The 20,202-nt window shown below is 69.5% G+C and carries 21 protein-coding genes; 12 read left to right on the top strand and 9 right to left on the bottom strand.

The features are described 5' to 3' along the window. Window positions 1–2: 2 nt before the first annotated feature. The 4 genes from ACSRUE_RS12015 (at window position 3) to ACSRUE_RS12000 (ending at window position 5,387) form a co-directional block, all read left to right on the top strand. Window positions 3–1,544, top strand: coding sequence for a hypothetical protein (locus tag ACSRUE_RS12015; protein ID WP_441291112.1), 1,542 nt, complete (start codon window positions 3–5; stop codon window positions 1,542–1,544). A gap of 156 nt (window positions 1,545–1,700) precedes the next feature. Then, on the top strand, window positions 1,701–2,510 hold the full coding sequence (locus tag ACSRUE_RS12010) for a hypothetical protein (protein ID WP_437764281.1): 810 nt from the start codon (window positions 1,701–1,703) through the stop codon (window positions 2,508–2,510). A 58-nt stretch (window positions 2,511–2,568) separates the two neighbouring features. Then, the gene (locus ACSRUE_RS12005; RefSeq protein WP_441291111.1) at window positions 2,569–3,834 is read left to right on the top strand and encodes a glycosyltransferase family 4 protein; all 1,266 of its coding nucleotides are present in this window, start codon (window positions 2,569–2,571) and stop codon (window positions 3,832–3,834) included. Continuing rightward, on the top strand, window positions 3,831–5,387 hold the full coding sequence (locus ACSRUE_RS12000; protein ID WP_441291110.1) for a heparinase II/III domain-containing protein: 1,557 nt from the start codon (window positions 3,831–3,833) through the stop codon (window positions 5,385–5,387). Before ACSRUE_RS12005 ends, ACSRUE_RS12000 begins: the two co-directional genes overlap by 4 nt. 64 nt (window positions 5,388–5,451) lie before the next feature. On the opposite strand, the gene ACSRUE_RS11995 is transcribed toward ACSRUE_RS12000, so the two are convergent. From ACSRUE_RS11995 to ACSRUE_RS11975, 5 genes are all read right to left on the bottom strand, one after another. Then, entirely contained in the window at window positions 5,452–6,198 is a 747-nt protein-coding gene (locus ACSRUE_RS11995) for a class I SAM-dependent methyltransferase (protein ID WP_437764278.1), read from the bottom strand. A 56-nt stretch (window positions 6,199–6,254) separates the two neighbouring features. Then, window positions 6,255–7,820: a glycosyltransferase family 4 protein gene (locus tag ACSRUE_RS11990; protein WP_441291109.1), complete on the bottom strand. Its 1,566-nt coding sequence runs from the start codon at window positions 7,818–7,820 to the stop codon at window positions 6,255–6,257. A gap of 406 nt (window positions 7,821–8,226) precedes the next feature. Next, window positions 8,227–8,919: a class I SAM-dependent methyltransferase gene (locus ACSRUE_RS11985; RefSeq protein ID WP_441291108.1), complete on the bottom strand. Its 693-nt coding sequence runs from the start codon at window positions 8,917–8,919 to the stop codon at window positions 8,227–8,229. A gap of 392 nt (window positions 8,920–9,311) precedes the next feature. Beyond that, window positions 9,312–9,776 (bottom strand): serine O-acetyltransferase, encoded by a 465-nt coding sequence (locus ACSRUE_RS11980; protein WP_437764275.1) that lies wholly within the window; start codon window positions 9,774–9,776, stop codon window positions 9,312–9,314. Then, entirely contained in the window at window positions 9,773–10,879 is a 1,107-nt protein-coding gene (locus ACSRUE_RS11975; RefSeq protein ID WP_441291107.1) for a glycosyltransferase family 4 protein, read from the bottom strand. The genes ACSRUE_RS11980 and ACSRUE_RS11975 overlap by 4 nt, the downstream gene beginning before the upstream one ends. 443 nt (window positions 10,880–11,322) lie before the next feature. On the opposite strand from ACSRUE_RS11975, the gene ACSRUE_RS11970 reads away from it, so the two are divergent. From ACSRUE_RS11970 to ACSRUE_RS11940, 7 genes are all read left to right on the top strand, one after another. Next, window positions 11,323–11,850, top strand: a complete 528-nt coding sequence (locus ACSRUE_RS11970) for a helix-turn-helix domain-containing protein (protein WP_441291106.1) — start codon at window positions 11,323–11,325, stop codon at window positions 11,848–11,850. A gap of 18 nt (window positions 11,851–11,868) precedes the next feature. Next, on the top strand, window positions 11,869–13,086 hold the full coding sequence (locus tag ACSRUE_RS11965) for an IscS subfamily cysteine desulfurase (RefSeq protein ID WP_441293080.1): 1,218 nt from the start codon (window positions 11,869–11,871) through the stop codon (window positions 13,084–13,086). 72 nt (window positions 13,087–13,158) lie between these two features. After that, entirely contained in the window at window positions 13,159–13,608 is a 450-nt protein-coding gene (iscU, locus tag ACSRUE_RS11960) for a Fe-S cluster assembly scaffold IscU (RefSeq protein WP_441291105.1), read from the top strand. 73 nt (window positions 13,609–13,681) lie between these two features. Next, window positions 13,682–14,158 (top strand): HesB/IscA family protein, encoded by a 477-nt coding sequence (locus tag ACSRUE_RS11955; RefSeq protein WP_437764271.1) that lies wholly within the window; start codon window positions 13,682–13,684, stop codon window positions 14,156–14,158. A 55-nt stretch (window positions 14,159–14,213) separates the two neighbouring features. Then, window positions 14,214–14,750, top strand: a complete 537-nt coding sequence (hscB, locus tag ACSRUE_RS11950) for a Fe-S protein assembly co-chaperone HscB (protein ID WP_437853137.1) — start codon at window positions 14,214–14,216, stop codon at window positions 14,748–14,750. After that, entirely contained in the window at window positions 14,747–16,753 is a 2,007-nt protein-coding gene (gene hscA, locus ACSRUE_RS11945) for a Fe-S protein assembly chaperone HscA (protein WP_441291104.1), read from the top strand. The genes hscB and hscA overlap by 4 nt, the downstream gene beginning before the upstream one ends. Further along, entirely contained in the window at window positions 16,753–17,109 is a 357-nt protein-coding gene (locus ACSRUE_RS11940) for a 2Fe-2S iron-sulfur cluster-binding protein (RefSeq protein ID WP_437295123.1), read from the top strand. The genes hscA and ACSRUE_RS11940 overlap by 1 nt, the downstream gene beginning before the upstream one ends. Window positions 17,110–17,197: 88 nt before the next feature. Here the strand turns inward: ACSRUE_RS11940 and ACSRUE_RS11935 are convergent, their stop codons facing one another. Beyond that, window positions 17,198–17,473 (bottom strand): hypothetical protein, encoded by a 276-nt coding sequence (locus tag ACSRUE_RS11935; protein WP_437769962.1) that lies wholly within the window; start codon window positions 17,471–17,473, stop codon window positions 17,198–17,200. Between the two features lie 266 nt (window positions 17,474–17,739). Between ACSRUE_RS11935 and ACSRUE_RS11930 the strand changes: the two genes are divergently transcribed. Next, a complete protein-coding gene (locus ACSRUE_RS11930; RefSeq protein WP_441291103.1) occupies window positions 17,740–18,294 on the top strand; it encodes a DUF4142 domain-containing protein in 555 nt (184 codons plus the stop codon). Window positions 18,295–18,349: 55 nt separating this feature from the next. On the opposite strand, the gene ACSRUE_RS11925 is transcribed toward ACSRUE_RS11930, so the two are convergent. From ACSRUE_RS11925 to ACSRUE_RS11915, 3 genes are all read right to left on the bottom strand, one after another. Further along, entirely contained in the window at window positions 18,350–18,976 is a 627-nt protein-coding gene (locus ACSRUE_RS11925; RefSeq protein WP_437764267.1) for a hypothetical protein, read from the bottom strand. Then, entirely contained in the window at window positions 18,973–19,611 is a 639-nt protein-coding gene (locus ACSRUE_RS11920) for a hypothetical protein (RefSeq protein WP_441291102.1), read from the bottom strand. The genes ACSRUE_RS11925 and ACSRUE_RS11920 overlap by 4 nt, the downstream gene beginning before the upstream one ends. Before the next feature lie 161 nt (window positions 19,612–19,772). Next, window positions 19,773–20,147, bottom strand: coding sequence for a hypothetical protein (locus ACSRUE_RS11915; RefSeq protein WP_441291101.1), 375 nt, complete (start codon window positions 20,145–20,147; stop codon window positions 19,773–19,775). Window positions 20,148–20,202 lie beyond the last annotated feature (55 nt).

Raw genomic sequence — 20,202 nt, 5'->3', positions numbered from 1 at the left:
CGTTGCCCCCGCTGAGACTCCCCCGCGCGCGCGGCGCCCGCGCGGCGCCCGCGCGGCGGACGAAGACGCCCCTCGGCCGGGTGGCCGCGACGCTCCTCGTCGGGACGCTGGCGGCCCTCGGCCCGATCCTCGAGGGAGCGCTCGGCGACGGCCGCGGATGGACGATCGGCCTCCTGCTCTTGCTGGCCGCCCCGTCGCTCGCCCGCGCCAGCGGCCCCCGGTTCCATCCGCTGGATCCGGAGACCTACATACCAGCCGCCTATTTCCTCAGCGTCGCCTACTCACCTATCCTGCGCCTCCTCATCTCCCGCGAGTTCGCCCTGTCGAGCCATGAGACGGCAGCCATGCAGGTGGCCTATGCCGGCGCGGTCGGGTGCGCCCTCGCCTGCACCGCGCTGAGCCGCCCCAAGGAAGCGCCTGACCTGCAGCGCCTGGTCCCGGCGCACAGGCCCAAGGCGACGCTGGACCAGGACTGGGCCTCGATCATCGTCGGCATGGTGGGCCTGGGGCTCGTGGCCACGTGGATCATCACGATCGGTGTGGGGCGGTTCTTCTCGATGAACTACGCCTCCAATCACCTCGAGGCAGATGGCAAAGGGCTGCTCCTCGGCGGCTGGCATCTCGTCGGGCTGGCCGTCGTCTACCTCCTGCTCCGGGCCGTATCGCTCCGCAAAGCGGGGCTGGGCGTGCCGAGGGTGATCTCGCTCGCGGGGCTGTGCTTCTTGGTGAGCTTTCTGCTCAACACGATCATGGGCCGCCGGGGCCCCCTCGTCTGGACGGTCCTCTCCATCGCGCTCGCCGCACATGCGTTTGGCATCCAGATTCGACGCATATGGCTGGCCATCGGAATGGTGGCCGTCGTCTTCTACGGCATCGTCGTGGAGGGCGCCCGCGCCGAGCAGGGCAGCGGGCTCGACGCGCAGATATCGTCGGCCAGCGCGTACCTCGATCAGATCGAGAACCCGCTGGAGATCGGAGAGCTCCAGCGGGTCTACGCCAACCTCGTCAGCGTCGTGAACGAGCAGCCGCCCATCATCACCTACCCGGGTGAGAGCTGGGTGAACGCGTTCCTCATCCTGGTGCCCAAGCCGCTCTGGAGCGAGCGGCCGCTCGGCCTCGCGCAGCGATATGCCTTGTGGGAGGCCCCCGACCTCGCGCGCGGCGGCACCGGCTTCGCGATGGGCGCCGCCGCCGAAGGGTACCTGAACTTCGGGCTCGCCGGCACGGCCATCGAGATCGGGGTCTTCAGCGCGCTCTTCTTCATGCTTCCGCTCCTCGTGGCCGGCGCCCGCGGCTCGCCCCTGCTCATCCGCGCTGCGGCGGTGAACCTCGCCTCGTTCGCATACAACCAGTTTCGCGGCGAGCTGACCGCGCTGCTCAAGATCACGGTGTCGCTGGGGATCGCGCTGATCGCGGTGCTCCTGCTCACCTCGGTGGTCGCGCACCTGCGGCGCGGGCTGGCGGCGCTCCGCCCGACACGCAAGAGACCCGGCCAGCGCCTGCGCGACCCGCGCCTCGGCCCCTCGTCTGCGCTGGGGCGATAGCCGCGCTGGGGTGGAGCTTGCCGGCGCGAGGACAACGCGGACCGCGCGCCCGCAAGATGGACCGCGCAGCGCCGAAACATTGAAGAGCGGAAAAGCCAGGTCCCTATCGTCATGAGAGTTCCCTTTCGTTTGAACCGTTCAAGCTGGCCGGCGCGCGTGCTGCCCCGAAGGGTCTGCTTCCCGGACCCGCGGGCGCTGCTCCGGCCTGAGGAGATCACGTCGCCCGAGGTGTTCTCGGAGCGGATCTCCGTCCTCTTGCTGGGCGGCACCTACAAGACAACGCGGCCGGGCAGGCATCGGCAGAGCGACGCCCTCCTCGTGGAAGCGCTCCGGCAGAAGCGCCCCGTCGTCCTCGATGTCGGTGCCTCCGACGGGAGCACGGCGCTCGATCTGATCGCCGCGCTCGGCGACGCCTTCGAGGCGTACTATGTGACGGACAGGGCGCTCTCGCTCCGGGTGCGCACCGACGACCGCGGGCGGGCGTTCTTCTATGATGCGGACGGTGCCTGCGTCCTTGCGGCCACCCCGCGCTTGCTGTTCTATCCCGCAGCGGCGGGATCGCGCCGCTGGCCGCGCTGGGTGCTCTCAGGGTGGCGCGGCGCCATCCCGCCCTTCGACCCGGCCTATCCGGAGGTATCCCTCATCCAGCCGCGGCTCCGCGAGATCGCGCGCCGGGACGCGCGCGTGCGCCTCAGGCCCCACGACATCTTCCAGCCGTGGGATGGCCCCGCGCCGACGGTCATCAAGGCAGCGAACATCCTGAATCGCGCCTATTTCTCCGACGATCAGCTCCGCCGAGCCGCGCGCAATTTCTGGCGCACCCTCGCGCCTGGCGGGCAGCTCCTCGTGATCGACAACCGCGACGCCGAGAAGGCGTCGCTGTTCGTGCGAACGGAGAGCGGCTTCGGGCACATCGACAGCATCCACGGCGGAACGGAGATCAAGGCGCTCATCCTGAGCTGCTGACGGCCCTCTTCCGCCGAGCGAAGCTCGTTTCCCACGCGAAGCCCTCCCTGAAACCCTGATGCGCATCCTTTACGTCTCTCCCTACTTTCCCCCCGAGCCTGGGGCCCCCGCTGCGCGTGTCTCCGAGCTTTCCCGGGCCTGGCGGCGTGCCGGACACGACGTCACGGTCCTGACGGGCATGCCGAACCACCCGACTGGGGTGATCCCGGCTGCGTATCGAGGCCGGCTCCGCGTGGAAGAGGACTTCCACGGAGTGCGGGTCCTCCGCACCTGGATCTACGCCGCCGCCAACCGAGGCACGGTGCGTCGCTCGCTCGCGTACGGGTCCTTCGCCCTATCCGCGCTCTCGCTCGCGCAGCTCGGTTTACCGCGGGCCGACGTCCTCATCGCGACGAGCCCCCAGTTCCTCTCGGCCATGGCCGGCTACGGGCTCGCCATGCTCCGCGGGCTGCCGTTCGTGTTCGAGGTGCGCGACCTCTGGCCCGAGTCGATCGTGGCCGTGGGCGCGCTCTCCGCCGGGCACGCGGTCGTGCGCGGGCTCACGCGCATCGAGGAGCATCTCTACGAGGCGGCCGACGGGATCGTGGTCGTCACGCAGAGCTTCCGCGAGCGGCTCGTCCAGCGAGGCATCCCTGCCGGCAAGATCGACGTCATCAGGAACGGCGTGGACCTCGATCGTTTCACCCCCTCCTCGCGCGACACGCCGCTCCGGGAGAAGCTCGGCATCGGTGAGCGCCTCGTCGTCGCGTACGTCGGGACGCACGGGATGGCGCACGGCCTCTCCGCAGTGCTCGATGTGGCGAACGGCCTGCGCGCCCGCGACGACATTCGCTTCCTGTTCGCCGGCGAGGGGGCGGAGCGGGCCAGCCTGGAAGCGCGTGCCCGGGAGCTCGGGCTCTCCAATGTGACGTTCCTCGGCGCCCTCCCGCGCGATGCGGTCGCCGAGGTGTATGCGACCGCCGATCTATGCCTCGTGCCGCTGCGCAAGACCGAGCTCTTTCAGACGGTCATCCCGTCGAAGATCTTCGAGATCCTCGCCATGGAGCGGCCTATCGTGATCTCGGTCGATGGCGAGGCGCGGTCCATCGTCGAGGAGGCGAACGCCGGCGTCTTCGCTCCCCCTGAAGACGTACCGGCCATGATCCGGGCGATCGTCGAGCTCGCCTCCGACCCCGAGAGGCGAAGGCGCATGGGGAAGGCAGGGCGGGCCCACGTGATGCGCTCGTTCGAGCGCGACATGCTCGCGCGCGAGTATGTCGATGTGCTGGAGCGCGTGCTCAGCCGCTCGCGCTCTCCTGAAGGCCAGAGCAGGAGCGAACGATGAACCTCCCGCGGATCGCCCGCACCCTCGTCCAGCTCCATCCGCTGCAGGTGCTCGCCCGCCCGGTCGCCCTCGGCCGCCGCGCGCTCGGCGGGGGGCCGAGCGCGGCGCTGGCGCCGCGCGTCCGGCCGGGCTTTGCCCCGTCGAGCCCGCGGTTCGCGGCCTTCGCCGACGCGGAGAAGGAGCGCGGGCGCGCGCGACTGGCAGCCATTCCCGAAGGGTCGCTCCTGCACGCCTACGAGCGCGCCTACGGCTATGAGCTCGGGGCCGAGCCGACCCTCCCCGCCCCCGGCCCGTGGGACGACCCGATCGCGTCGCACGCGTTTCCCGCGTCGGTGCGCGCCCGCCGGCTCGCGGTGGCGGCGCGCCTCGGACGCCCCGGGCTCTCTGCCGAGCTGGCGCGCGCGTGTCGGGCCATCGCGCTCGGCCTCGAGCTGCACCTGCTCGCCAATCACCTCCTGGAGAACGCGATCGGGCTCGTGTGCGGGGGCGCGGTGGCCCAAGGGCCTGAGGCCGAGGCGTGGTGGCGGCTCGGCTCCGCGATCCTGGCCTGGCAGCTGCCGGAGCAGTTCCTCGCGGACGGCGGTCATTTCGAGCTCTCCGCCTCGTACCACCTCGCGCTGACGGCCGGGCTGCTCGAAGCCATCGAGCTCGCGCAGGCAGCCGGCCGCGCTGTGCCCCAGAGCTGGCGGACCACGGCGGAGAGGGCCCTCGAGTGGGCGGCCGCCGTGCGCGCGCCGGATGGCTCGTATCCTCTCTTCAACGATGCGTCGCTCGACGCCGCGCCTGAGCTCGACCAGGTCCTCGCCCTCGGCGCGGACCTCGGCCTCTTCGTGCCGGGAACGGCCTCCGGCGGCGCGCGGGGGGCCCCCGGCGCGCCGCCGGACGACGTGCCGTCGTTCGATTACCTCCCAGCCACCGGCTGGGTGATCCTGCGGTTCGGCGACCGGGCCTGGCTCGCGCTCGACGCGGGGATGGATGGGGCCCCCTATCAGCCAGGGCACGTGCACGCGGACGCGCTCACCTTCGAGCTATGGCTCAGCGGAGAGCGTGCTGTCGTCGATTACGGGGTCTCCAGCTACAGGGCCGACAGCGACCGGCAGACGACCCGCTCCACGCGCGCCCACAACACCGTGGAGCTCGGCAACATGGACTCGAGCGAGGTATGGAGCGCCTTTCGCGTCGGCCGCCGGGCGCGCGCTGAGGTGCGCAGGCTCGAGCGCGCCCCGGCCCGCGTCACCGTGGAGGCCGAGCACGACGGGTATCGAGCGCTCCCCGGGGCCCCCCGACATCGCCGGACGGTGGAGCTCGCCGCGCGGGAGCTCGTGGTCCTTGACGACATCCTCGGAGGCAGGACGAGCGCGTGCTCCCGGCTCAGGCTCGACGAGGCCACCTTGCAGCGCCAGTCCATCGTGATCGAGGGCATCCAGCTCGCGCCGGAGCGGAGCTCGGGCGTGTGGCACCCCCGCTTCCGGAGGTCGCAGGCGGCCACGGTGTTCTCCGGGCGCGGCGACGTGCGCGACACCTGGCGCGGCGGCTTTCGCATCCGCTTTTAGAGCGGCTCGGGCTTCGCGCTGAACGCCGCAGTCGCTCCGGCGTTCCACGCCCGGAGCGTGACCGCTACTCGCGCACGAGGCTGCCTGTGAGCGTGATGCGGAAGGGCGAGAGCGCCTCGACCTTGTCGAGCACGAGGTGCAGCGCCAACGCAGCCTGGTGGAGCCCGGGGACCAGCACCGTATACGTCGGATGGTCGACCCCGGTAGCGAGCTTATCGACGCGGAAGCCCGCGGCCTTCGCGATGCGGTTCACGGCCCAGACCGTGTTCATGCGGAAGTACGTCGGGTACGGCTTGGCATTGTCGCTGCCGTTCGTCCCGCGCAGCAGCCCGACGTAGAGCCTATGAAACCAGTGCGGCGTCAGGTGCGTCGCGAGCCCCGAATAGGAGAGGAGGTTCGGCGCCGTGAACACGAACCGCCCACCCGGCCGCAGCAGGCGGTGCGCCTCGCGCAGCACCGCCTCGGGCCGCTCGAGGTGCTCGAGCAGGTGGTCCGCGGCGATCACGTCCGCGCAGCCGTCCGGCAGCGGGATCGACTCGCCGAACGCACAGATATGCCGCTGCGCCGGGTTGCGCGCGAGCGCCTCCTCATCCGGGTCGACCGCGTAGATGGTCTTGCCGTCGAGGGGCACCGTCGCGACCTTACCGAACCACAGCGGCCCGCAGCCGAGGTGGATGATGTCCGTCGCCGGCGTGACCGCCTCGTCCACGATGCCCTGGTAGACCTTCCAGTAATGCGCACGATCGCTGAAACGATAATAGAGCTCGTTCGTCTTGTTGTTGAGACCAACGATCCTGCTGGCAATGTCCACGATGTCTCCTCAGCTAGTCCGGCGGCACGAACAAATCAGCGGGGGATAGAGGCCCCTCACACCACCGACAAGCGCCCCTGCGGGCGCGAATCCCGCGCGCGCGGCGGCGGCCGGCGTAGAAGCAGGCGCTCTGCAGAGTCCACGACGAGCTGCAGCAGCATGTCGGCCTGCGGGCTGACCGCGCACGCCTCGCTGTCCCAGCGGAAGCGCAGCTCGACGGTCTCGCCCTCGAGCTGGATCGGGAACACCGCGACCACCGCCTCGCGGAGCTGCTGGGCCGTCGCCGCGTCCTGCGCCCAGCTCCAGGGCTTCACGCGCGCGCTGCCATTGGCGCCGGCGGAGCTCACCTCGAGCGCGACGAGCTTCGCCTCCTCGGCGAAGCGCTCGAGCACCGGGCGCAGCCTGTCCACGCCGCTCGCGGCCTCGATCTCCATCAGCGCCCACGGCACGGCGCGGCGCAGCGCCTCCACGGTGGCCTCGCGGGCGCGCCGAGGGTCCTGCGGCTGCGCCCCGAAGAGCGGGAGCGAGCCCGCCGTGCGCACCACGATGAAGAGCACCACGCTGCAGGCGACGAGGGCAAACCCGATCTCGAGCGAGCGGCCGACATACGCCACCAGCGCGACCACGGTGAACAGCAGGCTGAGCCCGTACAGGATCAGCACCGCGCTGCGATGCGAGTGGCCCTTGTCGAGCAGCTTGTGGTGGATGTGCGAACGATCGGGGGAGAAGATCGGCCGGCGAGCGACATAACGCCGCACCATCGCCGAGATCATGTCGAAGATCGGCAGGCCCAGCGCGAGCAGCGGCACCATGACGGCGAGCGCGGTGCCGCCCTTGTGCGTGCCAACGCCGAAGAGAGGGATCGCGGCCAGCATGAACCCAAGGAACATGCTCCCGGTGTCCCCCATGAAGATCGTCGCGGGGTGAAAGTTGTGAAACAGGAACCCCACGATCGCGCCCGCGAGCGTCGCCGCGAGCAGGCAGATCACCATGTTGCCGGGGTAGCCGCCGAGGTACGCGGTGATGAAGTTCGCGACGCAGGCGAAGAAGCCGACGCCCGCCGCGAGCCCGTCGAGCCCGTCGATCAGGTTGATCGCGTTGATGATGGCGACGAACCACGGAATCGTCACCAGGAACGAGAGCGGCCAGAACGATACATGACCGAAGTACGGCAGCGTCACGCACTCGAGGCGGAGCCCGAAGGCCCAGGCGATCGACGCGACGAGGACCTGCGCGGCCAGCTTGTGCCGCGCGCGCATTCCCTTCGTATCGTCCCAGGCGCCGACCGCGGCGATCGCCAGCCCTCCAGCCAGCAGCCCCACCACCAGCGAGTGCTGCGAGAACCACAACAGCCCGATCTGCGTCCCCAGCGCGACCAGGATGAACAGCGGCAGCACGAAACCCGCCACGATCGCGAGCCCGCCCAGGCGCGGGACGCACCGCGTGTGTACGCGCCGCGCGGTCGGTTCATCCACCGCCCCCACCCTCACCGCCAAACGGCGCGCGAGCGGCGTCGCTGCCCACGAGAACACCAGCGCCAGAATGACCGCCGTGAGCGTACTTACCATCGCTCGCTCCTCTGGAAATCCCGCATCCCTAAGGTGCGGCGCGGCGGGCGGCATTCATAGCTCATCACCATGGCGGACAGCCCGTTGTTGGTGCGCACTTAGTACCCCAAGTCAGCACACGGAACAACCCAGGAGCAGGCTTTGGAATGCGGCGAGCATCTGGAATTTTCTGTCTCTGCTCACATTTTACAGCTACGTCGAACAAATTTACCTGTGAGTGTCTACCATGGTGCGTCGGCCTGGTGACAATGTCATGATGCCGGACTCGGCCATGGCGGGGCTTGTCGTGAAAGCGGAAACGCCTTCATCGGGACAGAGACGTGGCCTCGGCGGGCCCCTTCTCGTCTCGGCTGGGCGTGGAGCCCCTCGCGGGCCGCGCGGCGCTCCATAGCAGCGATGGAGCCCGCGCCTGGAGTGCGCTTTCTGGCCCGAGACTCCATGGCGCGATGGAGTCGTGCCATCAGCTCTTTTCGGCGACGCAGAAGATGTACGGGGACGTGACGGCGTTCGGTCGGGGAGCCAGGCCGCGCGCGTCGAGCGCCCAGACGAGCTCAGCAACGGCGGAGGCAGCGCCGACCGCCGGCAGGCGGAGCCAGCGCGGCCCGATGCTGCCCACGCCGAAGAGGCTGACGTCCAGCGGCAGGATGTAGTCGCTCCGCAGTACATGGAGGCCCGCGTCGCGATGCGCCTTCACCAGCGCCTCGCGGTCCAGCGGAACATGAACGTCGTAGGTCGGCCTGTCGGTGACCTTGGCCACCCACCCCACGAGCCCGCGCATGTTCGGGATCTCCGTGACGATGCGCCCGCCTGGGCGCAGGTAGCGCGCGCATGCGCGGAGGCAGCCCGCCGTGTCCTCGAAGTGCTCGACCACGCCGAGCGACACCACCACGTCGAAGGCGCCCACGAAGCGCTCCGGCGGCTCGAACAGATCGGCGCACACGATCTCTCCAGGGATGCCGGCGCCCGCGAGGATGTCCCGCTCCTGCGCACAGCCGATCTCGGTATAGTCGAGCCCGCTGACCTGAAAGCCAAACTCACGCGCGAGGTAGGGGAGCCAGGCGGAACGACCACAGCCGATCTCCAGCAGGCGTTGCCCCTTCGTGTTTATGCCCTCGAACGCGCGAACGAACTCCCGATGAAACGCCTGGCGCACATATTGCCGAAACCCACGCGCGTGCGGATCCACCGGCGTCGGGAGCGACCGGTTCGACCACACTTGATTCCAATGCGCTCTTCCTGCCTTGTCTCCGGCCGACGACGCCGTGTTGCTCATCACGTCCTCGCTAGGGCAGGCCGCCGGCGGGGCGGGTGCCTCGCGAAAGGAATCACGGTTTCCCAGCTCGGTCCAGGACAAATCTGGACGGATGTCGCAGCGCGGCGCCCCGTGCGCTCGAGCTGCGTGCGCTCCCCGGCCGGGTGAAACCGGCGCGCCCGTGGCGGTGCAAGCCCGCACGGGCCACGCGCACCATGGGGCCGGGCGCGCACGGAACACGCACGCAAGAAGGCGCGCCCCGTCACGCGGACCGGCCGACCCGATCCTGCGGATCAGGCGCTCGGGTTATCCAGCTCGTAGTACTTGAGCTTCCTGTCGGACGCGATGATCCTGAACGGATTTCCGGCGACGACGGAGTTGGACGGCACGTCCTTGTTCACGACGCTGTTGGCTCCGATGATCACGTTATCGCCGATGACAATGTCGCCGAAGACGGCGCTCCCCGCTCCGACATAGACGTCGTTGCCCAAGCGCGGGACGCCCTGGCTGCCGAAATTCCTGCCTATCGTGACGTTCTGGCAGACGATGCAGTTGTCGCCGATGACCGCCCTTGTGTGGATCACGATCCCAAGCCCCCAGTAGGCGAGCCTGAAATTCGCCCCGATCGTGGCCGAGGAAGGGACGAAGACCGCGAACAACCACCTGTTCAACCACGTGATGATCGTGGCGACGAAGGTCAGGTTGTTCCGATAAAAGAAGTTTCCCAGCCGATACAGCAGCACAGAAGGGTTCTTCATAGCGTCGACAACAGGTCTCTGAACTTGGTCACGGCATGACCCATCGTGTTGGTCTGCCTCACCCTCTCGAGCGAGCGCCGCGAGAACTCCTCCAGCAGCGCCGGCTCGCGGAGGACGGTCAGGACCGCCTCCGCGATCTGGCCCGGGCTCCCGACGTCCACCAGGAGCCCATTTCTCCCGGACACGACCAGATCGTTCACGGCGCCCACCCTGCTGGACACGACGGGGACCCCCAGGGCCATGACCTCGAGCAAGGCGTTCGGGAACCCTTCGCTGTGCGAGGTGAACACGCACAGATCGAAGGACGAGATGACGTCGTTCTTGTCTGTCGAGAGCCAGCCCATGTACTCGGTGTTCTCGAGCTGGTTCTCGGAGATGAACCTGCGCACGTCGTCCAGCTCGCTCCCGTCCCCGTAGATCTTGGCGCTGACCGAGGCGTTCGCCCGCTGCAAGAGGAGCATGGCCTCGAGGAAATCGTAAATACCCTTCTGCCGCTCGATCCGATTGAAATAGAGCAGCCTCAAGGGCCTGTCCATGGCTCGAGGGTATGCCTTCTCTCCCACGTCGCCGAAGCTGGAGTCGGGCAGCCAGTTCTCGATGACGACGAGTTTGTCCCCGCGCTCCTCGGGGACCACGCTCTGGAAGAAGCTTCGCCAAGTTTCGCTCTGGCATATCACGACATCGCAGGATTTCACGACGGCGCTCAGGTATGACCTGTACAGCCTGCTCCTGGCGACATTGTCGACGATCGGCCCCGAGCGAGGGAAGATGACGACCTTCTTGCCGAGCAGCTTGCCGAGGAGCCCGATCGATCCCTTCTCGACGAAGCTCAGCCCCGAGCTCGAGAACAAGAGGAGCGCGTCCACCCTCGAGAAGAGCAGCGCCCTGACGCACCTCAGCACCCTCGGCGCGATCCTGTGCAGCCTGCGGCGCGCCGATTGCACCCGGATGCTGTCGAGGGTGGAGTCGACGAGGAGGAAATCGAAATCATCTTTCAGATCGCTCTCGATCAGCGAGCGACAGGCAAAGTACTGCCCACCCATCCTCCCGTCAGCCGGGGGATTGAACGAGCCCACGAACAGGATTCGTTTCTTGTCTGCCATCGCGTCGCTATCGTCCCGGAGGTGATACCATACCTGTGCGGCGATGGATGGCGGGAACGCCCGCTCGCCGAGCGCCGCGCCGACAGCGCCGGATCGTCACCGAACGGCCCGCGCCCCCGGGAAAGCAGCCAGCCTGCCTCGGCACAGGGCGGCGGGGCGAGCTCTGCAGGCGCGCCCTCCCGCCGCCCCGACCCGCCGCGGCGCGGCCGCCAATTCCGCCTCCTTCCGCTGTTTCACGCTGGCCTCGTACGACCCGGTTGACAGTCTTGGCGCTCCGACCTACAAGGTCCCCAACCCTCACGCGCACGTAAGGGTCATGGTTTCAACCGAGCACGGTTACGAGCGCGATGGCCCCGATGACCACCCGCCACCACCTTCCGCTAGCCCACGAGCAAAGCATCGCGGGGCCCGTCACGTCCAGTACGTCCCGAACGGACGACCTGATGGGGGCTCTCGGTGGCGCCGAGGAGGAGGAGCGCCTCCTTCAGGTGGGGGACATCGCCAAGGCAACCGGGAAAACCGTGCGGGCAATCCACCACTACGAAGAGGTGGGGTTGCTCACGCCGCACGCCCGCTCCAAGGGGCGCTACCGGCTCTACGATCACGGGGCCCTGACCCGCGTCCGGTGGATCGGCAAGCTCCACGACCTCGGCCTGTCGCTGAGCCAGATCCAGCAGATCGTCTCGACCTGGGAGTCGTCCCCCTCGGCCCCCGGCGCGATGGCGCAGATCCGCCACGTCTACCAGCAGAAGCTCGAAGAGGTGCGGGAGCAGATCGCGCACCTCAAGACCCTCGAGCACGAGCTCGTGGCGAGCCTCGCCTACCTCGACACCTGCGAGACGTGCGACCCGGCAGAGCTCGTCGCCGCCTGCACGAACTGTAACCTCCACGACAAGAGCACGGCTGAGCCCGAGCTCGTCGCCGGCATCCGCGGCAATGGGCATTGCCGCCACGGCTCGAATCACCGCTGAGCGAGAAACATCATGGGTATCCAGCTTCCGATCTACATGGACTACCACGCGACGACGCCGGTCGATCAGCGTGTCCTCGACGCCATGCTGCCGTATTTCAACGGCAAATTCGGCAACGCCGCGAGCCGGAGCCACGTCTTCGGCTGGACGGCCGAGGAGGCGGTCGGCCACGCGCGCGAGACGCTCGCCAGGTTCATCGGCGCCTCGAACCCCAAGGAGATCGTCTTCACCTCCGGCGCGACCGAGAGCGACAACATCGCCATCAAGGGGGTCGCCGAGTTCTACAAGGACAAGGGCAACCACATCATCACGAGCGTCATCGAGCACAAGGCGGTGCTCGACACCTGCAAGCGGCTCGAGAAGCAGGGCTACGAGATCACCTACCTCAAGGTCGACAAGTACGGGATGGTCGACCCGGACGACGTCGCCCGGGCGATCACCGACAAGACGATCCTTGTCTCGATCATGCTGGCCAACAACGAGGTCGGCACGGTCCAGCCCATCGGCGAGATCGGAAAGATCACGAAATCGAAGGGGATCCTCCTCCACTCCGACGCGGTGCAGGGGGTCGGGAAGGTCCCGTTCAACGTCGAGCAGATGGGGGTCGACCTCGCGTCGGTGACGGCCCACAAGATCTACGGCCCGAAGGGCATCGGCTTCCTGTACGTGCGCAGGTCGAAGCCGCGCGTCCGCATCACCGCGCAGATGGACGGCGGCGGCCACGAGTTCGGCATGCGGTCCGGCACGCTCAACGTGCCCGGCATCGTCGGGTTCGCCAGGGCGGCCGAGATCCTCATGGAGGAGGGCGAGGCGGAGTCGGCGCGCATCCTGTCGCTGCGCGAGCGGCTCAGGAGCCGGCTCTGGAAGGAGCTCGACGCCATCCAGCTGAACGGCTCGCCCGATCGGCGGCTGCCGGGCAACCTCAACGTGTCGTTCAGCTTCGTCGAGGGCGAGGCCATGATGATGGCGATCAAGGACGTGGCGGTCTCGAGCGGCTCGGCGTGCACGAGCGCCAGCCTGGAGCCCTCCTACGTCCTCCACGCGATGGGCATCGGCGACGACCTCGCCCACTCGTCCATCCGGTTCGGGCTCGGGCGCTTCACAACCGAGGAGGAGGTCGACTACGTGGCTGACCTCGTGATCCGGAAGGTGAACAAGCTGCGCGACATGTCGCCCCTCTACGAGATGCACAAAGAGGGGATCGACCTGAACTCCGTGCAGTGGGCGGCCCACTGACGAGCGGCGCGGGCGCCGCCGGCCCGGCAGAGCAAGGTTTCGAGACGAAAGGAAACGGTCGAGGAGAGAGCCATGGCATACAGCGATAAGGTCATCGAGCACTACGAGAACCCCCACAACGTCGGCACGCTCGACAAGAATGACGAGCGCGTCGGCACCGGGCTCGTCGGCGCTCCGGCCTGCGGCGACGTCATGCGCTTGCAGATCAAGGTCGGCGAGGGCGGCGTCATCGAGGACGCGAAGTTCAAGACGTTCGGCTGCGGGTCGGCCATCGCGTCGTCGTCGCTCGCCACCGAGTGGCTGAAGGGCAAGACGATCGACGAGGCCGAGACGATCAAGAACAGCATGATCGCCGAGGAGCTCCACCTGCCTCCGGTGAAGATCCATTGCTCGGTCCTCGCCGAGGACGCGATCAAGAGCGCCATCGCCGACTTCCGCGCCAAGCAGCAGGCGAGGAAGGAGCTCGCAGGCGCGGCGTCTTCGGTCCCCGCCGCGGCCGCCGCGACGGCGAGCGCGGAGTAACAGCGCCGGGGCTTCGGGGCGGAGGCGGCCCGCAGCACCGGAACCGGAACCGGAACCGGAGAAGGAACGACGCATGCAGAGCAGTGAGCAGACCACGACCAAGGCGGCGGACACCGGGCCGCACGCCGCGCACGCCGCAACGGCGGACGGCGCGCCCGCGCGCGGCGACGGGGCCCCGGGCGAGGCGGAGGCAACGTCGAAGCGGACGCTCTCGGTGAGCGACGCCGCGGTGCAGGCCATCCGGGCGCAGCTCGCGAAGCGCGGCACGCCCGAGGGCGCCATCCGGGTCGGGATCCGAGGCGGCGGCTGCTCCGGGTTCTCCTACGTCATCGAGTTCGAGGACAAGCCGCCCCGGTCCGGGGACCTCGTCCTGGAGTTCGCCGAGCCGGACAAGGCGACCGTGCGCGTCTTCTGCGACAAGAAGAGCATCCTCTACCTGGGCGGCTCGGTGCTCGACTGGGAGAAGACGCTCATGTACCAGGGCTTCAAGTTCAAGAACCCGCACGAGGCGACGCGCTGCGGCTGCGGGCACTCGTTCACGGTGGCCTGAGGCCGCCGCAGGGAGCGCCCGCCCCGCCTCCGAGGCGCCTTCCCCAGAGCACGCCATGACCGATCCCTTCGATACCCTGGGCGTCGAGCCGCGGTTCGACCTCGACCTGCGCGCGCTGGAGCAGCGCCACCGCGATCTCTCCCGCGCGCTCCACCCCGATCGCTACGCGGGCGCCCCCGCGGCCGAGCGCCGGCTCGCGCTCGGCCGCGCGATCGAGGCGAACGACGCCCTGCGCGTCCTCAGGGATCCGATCCGCCGGGCCGAGGCGCTGCTCCAGCGCGCCGGGGTCGCGCGGGGCGAGGAGGGCGAGCAGAAGGCCTCCCCCGCCCTGCTCATGGAGATGATGGAGTCGCGCGAAGAGCTCGCCGAGGCGGCGAAGGGGCGCGATCCCGCGCGGATCGCGCGGCTCGGCGAGGCGATGCTCGCGCGCGAGCAGGCGACCCTCACGGCGATCCAGGGCGCCTTCGCCGCCGCAGGGAATGATCCGGAGCAGCTGCAGGGCGTGCTCGCCTTGCTCAGCGAGCTCCGCTACATCCGGCGGTTCCTCGAAGAAGTGAGCGCCATCGAAGAAGAGCTCGCAGATTTGAAATGACCCTCCTCGAAATTTTCGATCCCAAGGCAAGGCCCAGCCCGATCGGCATCGATCTCGGGACGACGAACTCGCTCGTCGCCCGCGTGCGCGACGGCCGCCCGGTGGTCATCGACGACTGCAATGGAGAGCGGCTGCTGCCGTCGGTCGTGCACTACGACGAGCGCGGCCGCGCGGTCGTGGGCGACAGCGCGCGGCGGCTCGCGCAGAGCCACCCCCGCGAGACCATCGTCAGCGTGAAGCGCTTCATGGGCCGCGGCGCGAACGATCCGGAGACGCGGCGGCTCGGGCCGTACGAGTTCGCGGAGCCGAAGGGCCCCGAGGACGCGAAGAGCGTGCGCTTCAAGGTGCGGGACGCGGTCGTGACGCCCGTCGAGGTGTCGGCGGAGATCTTGAAAGAGCTCCGCACCTCGGCGGAGCGCGAGCTCCGCTCCGTGGGCGGCGCGGTGATCACGGTGCCGGCGTACTTCGACGACGCGCAGCGGCAGGCGACCAAGGACGCCGGCCGGCTGGCTGGGCTGGAGGTGCTGCGCCTGCTCAACGAGCCGACCGCCGCGGCGCTCGCGTACGGGCTCGACAAGCAGCAGAACGGCCTGTTCGCCGTGTACGACCTCGGCGGCGGGACGTTCGACGTCACCGTGCTCCTGCTCGATAACGGGGTCTTCCAGGTGAAGTCCACGGGGGGCGACAGCTCGCTCGGCGGCGACGACATGGACAGGGCGCTCGCGGAGCGGCTGCTCGAGGAGATGGGCGCGACGCGGCGCACGCCCGAGGTGGTGCGGCTCGCGCTCGACACCGCCCGGAGCATCAAGCACGCGCTGACCGACGCGACGCAGATCGAGATCGAGCTGCCCGTGCAGGCGGCCGAGGCGACGGGCGGCCCGGCGTCGAAGCTGGTCACCGTGACCCGCGACGAGCTGAACGCGCTCATCACGCCGCTCCTGGAGCGCACGGGCGTCGCGTGCCGCCGCGCGCTCCGCGACGCGGGCGTCCAGGCCGCGGACATCGACGGCGTGATCCTCGTGGGCGGCGCGACGCGCGTGCCCCACGTGCGCGACTACGTGGCGCGCCTCTTCGGCAAGGAGCCGCTCAAGGACATCGATCCGGAGGAGGTCGTCGCGCTGGGCGCGGCCATCCAGGCCGACATCCTGGCCGGCTCGATGGATCGCGCGGACGAGGTGCTCCTGCTCGACGTGCTGCCGCTGTCGCTCGGCATCGAGACGATGGGCGGCGTCGCCGAGAAGATCCTGCCGAGGAACACGACGATCCCGGCGGGGGCGCGGCAGGCCTTCACGACCTACGCGGACAACCAGACCGGGTTCGATCTGCACATCGTGCAGGGCGAGCGGGAGCTCGCCGCCGACTGCCGTTCGCTCGCGCGCTTCGTGCTGAAGGGGATCCCGCCGATGCCGGCGGGCATGGCGCGGCTCGAGGTGACGTTCCGCGTGGACGCCGACGGCCTGCTCGGCGTGACCGCGCGCGAGCTGACGACGGGGGTCGAGCAGAAGGTCGAGGTCAAGCCGAGCTACGGGCTGACCGACGAGGAGGTCGAGAACATGCTCCTCGCGGCGCTGGACCATGGCGAGGAGGACCTTCTCAAGCGCCGGCTGGTCGAGGCGCGGGTCGAGGGCGAGCGCGTGGCGATGGCGACGCGCAAGGCGCTCTCCGCGGACGCCGATCTGCTCGATCCAGGCGAGCGCGAGGTGATCGAGGGCGCGCTGAAGGGCCTCGACGCGGCGATCCGCGGGGACAAGCCGGGGCTGATCCTCGCGCGCACGGAGGCGCTCGACGAGGCGACGCACGGGTGGGCGGGGCGGCGGATGGACCGCGCCGTGGCCAGGGCGATCGCGGGCAAGCAGGTCGAGGACGTCGAGGCGAAGGTCGCCGCGGCGAAGGGCGTGGACGCGCACCTGGCCGAGCACGGCGGGGGCGACGCGAGCCACGCGCAGGTCGAGGCGGGCGGCGCTGGCCCAGCGAAGGCCGGCGTCGAGGCGAGGAGGAGCTGATGGCCAAGGTCCGATTTCTGGCGCACGGACGCGCGTGGGAGGTCGAGGCCCCGGTGGGCTCGTCCGTCCTCCAGGCGTCGAAGTCCGTGGGCGCGCCCGAGGGCGACGCGTGCGGCGGCGTCTGCGCGTGCTCCACCTGCCACGTCTACGTCACGAAGGGCCGCGAGCTCCTCAGCGAGGCCGAGGAGGACGAGGAGGACATCCTCGACAAGGCCTTCGACGTCCGGTCGACGAGCCGCCTCGGCTGTCAGGCGAAGATCTTGAAAGACGGCGATATCGAGGCGGAGATCTCCCGCGAGAGCCTCGACGCTTTCTACAACGAGCACCCGAACGTGAAGGATCCGCGCAAGGGCTGAGGCTCCGGCGCGCGCCGCCCGGCGCGGGTCGAGCCGCGCGAGCAGCGCGCCGCCCGGCGCGAGCAGCGCGCAACGACGGCAGGAACGGCTACGGCGGCGGCCTCACCTTCGCGGTCGTCGGCTTCGGCTCGCGCTGCGCGGGCGGCGGGCGGCGGAGCTTGTCCAGCTCCGTGCGCGCCTCGGTGGCGATGCGCCGAGCGATGTGGGCAAACGCCGAGGCGGCCTCCCTGGCCGGCGGCGTCGAGACGATCGCGACGAGGTGCTGCGCGGCCGTCTTCCTGCCGATGGGGACGAGGAAGAAGGTCAGGGCGGCGAGGAGGAAGACGACGCCGTTCGTGAGGCGCTTGAAGAACTCGCCGACCACAGGCGCCAACCGTAGATGGAGCGATCGGCCGGGGCCCAGTTCTCGGGGGCCTTTTGCCCGTCCGCCGGGCGCGGCCCGCTGCGCCAAGCCGGGCGCGTGGACAGCGGACCGCCCCATGCTCGCTGCCCCTTGCCAGAGCGCCAGCGACTCACGACATACGGCGAGCGCATCACCCGGGGGCGCCGAGCAGTGGAGTCCGGCCGTCCCGGGGCGATGGAGCGATCGGCACCGCCGCCGGAGGCGGCCGTGACAAGGAGGGGACTGAGATGCTCAAGCCTGTTCTATTCACCATCATGATGGCGGCAGCGTCCGTGCCGGCCTCTGCCGCTGCAGAGGGGCAGGGCTCGACAGGGCAGCAGGCCCAGGCCAGCCAAACCAAGCTCAGCGAGTCAGATCGGGAGTTCGTCGAGAAGGCTGGCCAGGGAGGGCTCCTGGAGGTGCGGCTCGGGCAGCTCGCGAAGCAGCGCACCGCGAGCCCGGAAGTGAAGCGCTTCGCGCAGCGGATGGTCGACGATCACACGGCGATCAACAAGCGGCTCGCGGAGCTCGCGCACCGCAAGGACGCGCTCGTACCGCAGGAGCTCACGCAGAAACACCGCGAGGACGTCGACAAGCTGTCCAAGAAGACAGGGGTCGAGTTCGACAGGGACTACATGAGCGCGATGGTCGATGACCACCAGCGCGACATCGAGGAATTCGAGAAGGCCTCGAAGGAGGCGAAGGACGCGGACGTGAAGCACTTCGCCGCCTCGACGCTGCCGCAGCTCCAGGAGCACTTCGCGATGGCGAAGCAGGTCCACGGCAAGGTGAAGGGGAAGTAGCGGCGCGAGCGCGCCGGCCCCGCGCGGCGCGGCCGGCGCGCGGCGGCCGGCGCGCTCAGGCGACCACGCGCGCCGCGCGGTCGGGCCTCTCCGCTGGCGGCGGGGTCGTCCTCGACCTCGCCGCGCCGCGGACGGGCGCGAGCTTGCCCCGGAGCTTCTGATACGCGGCCGTGTCGACCGGCTCGCCCCGGACCCAGGTGCGGAGGAACGGCGCCACCCCGGACTCCCAGGCGGCCCCGAGGCGGAGCGCGAGGAACTCGCCGTAGAGCGCGGTGAAGAGCGTCTCGAGCTCCTCGATGAGGTACATGCGCTCGTAGAACTGCTCGTCCGCGGCGTCCTTGACGACGCTCGGGATCTTCACGCCCGAGAGCGAGAACGCGTCGGCGTTGAACAGGAAGGCGTACTCGAGCTCTCCGCGCGTGACGCGGACGCGCGCGTGCGACGGGAGCTTGCCCTGGCGAAGCGCCTCGTGGGCCTCGGGGGCGCTGCTCGGCGCCGCGCCCTTGAGCCGGCTCTGCTCCTTCTCCTGGACGAGCGTGATCTGCCCCTCGAGCCAGAGCTCGCAGACGCCGAGGGCGTCCAGGGAGAAGCGGCCCTCGAAGAGCTCGCTCTCGAACCAGAGCCAGACGAGGAATTCGCGGCCGACGAACCGGCGCTGCTCGATCAGCTCAGCGAGGCTCACAGGGCACCTCCAAGGGTCGATTCCGCGTGGAAGACCGTGGGCTTGAGCAGCTCGAAGGCGGCCAGCTGCTCGGCCGTCAAGCCGAGCTCACGGGCGGCGGTGTACGGGCTCTCCGGCACGAGATCGAGCTCGAAGGTCTCTTCGAAGAGCTCCGAGAGCCCCTCGTGCGCGCGCGGCGACTGGTTCCAGAACCGGACGACGCCGGCCTCCAGGTTCCAGGACAGATCCACGACCTTCATCACCGGCATGAGCTGCGCGCGGAGCTTCCTCGACACGACGGCCTTGAGCTCCTCCTTCTCGCGCCGCCCGAGCTTTTCGCGCCCGCGCTTCGCGAGGTGCTCCCGCTCCGCCTCGGCGAAATGCGCCTTGAAGAGCGCGGAGGGCACCTGCCAGCGATCGGTCCTGAGGCCGAGGTTGATGTACGAGTTGAAGAAGATCTTGCCGTGATCGAGCTCGCAGTCGAGCGGGTTCTCGATGGAGCACCACCCGGCGCGCTGCTCCGCGTCCTCCTCGACCGTGAGCGGCCGGAACGCGCGGAGCTGGATTCGCTCGACGAACCTGTCGCGGAACCCCTCGGTGAGCTCGCCGCGGACATAGAACTTCGAGAATGAGATGGATCCTTTGAGTGCGCCCAAATGATCGTCCTTTCGTCTCGTGAAGGCGAAGGAGGTAGCCGAGCGGATCCGGGGGGTCAAAAAACCGGACGGGGCGCCGCGGCCATCGGCGCCATCGTCCAAAGAACGGCGACGAACAGCGATCGCCCCGGCCGCCAGGCGGGCTGGGCAGGGAGGCGCGCTCAGAGCGGCTGGAGCAGCGGCGGGCGCAGCCAGCGGCCCGAGAACGGGCCCGTGATGTAAAAGCGATAGTGAAGGAAATACGGCTCTTCGTCGGGCCCGCAGAAGACGACGGTGGCTCGCAGGAAGCGGCCGAAGACGTCGTCGCGGGGCTCCGCGGATGGCCTGTGGCCGATGGCCGGCGCGGGCACCGCAGGAAAGCGGGGCGGCGCGCCCTCCGAGAACCCGCGCGGCACATCGCACCGCGCGGGCGGAACAGGCGCCCGCGCCGCGCGGCCGCCCGGGTCCGGGGCGCCCGCCTCCTCGGGCGGGACGTCGGTGGCAGCCGCGACGCAGCCCGCCGCGGCGCTCCCCCACGAGGAGAGGAGAACGAGCACACACCACGCACCGACGTTCGCCCTGGGCACCGTCCTGCCTCCGTCCGAAGCGCGA

It is taken from the genome of Sorangium sp. KYC3313 (assembly GCF_052075895.1).
Taxonomy (GTDB): Bacteria; Myxococcota_A; Polyangia; order Polyangiales; family Polyangiaceae; genus Sorangium; species Sorangium cellulosum_B.
Note: the sequence above shows the minus strand (reverse complement) of the source record. Positions and strands in the feature narration are given on the sequence as shown.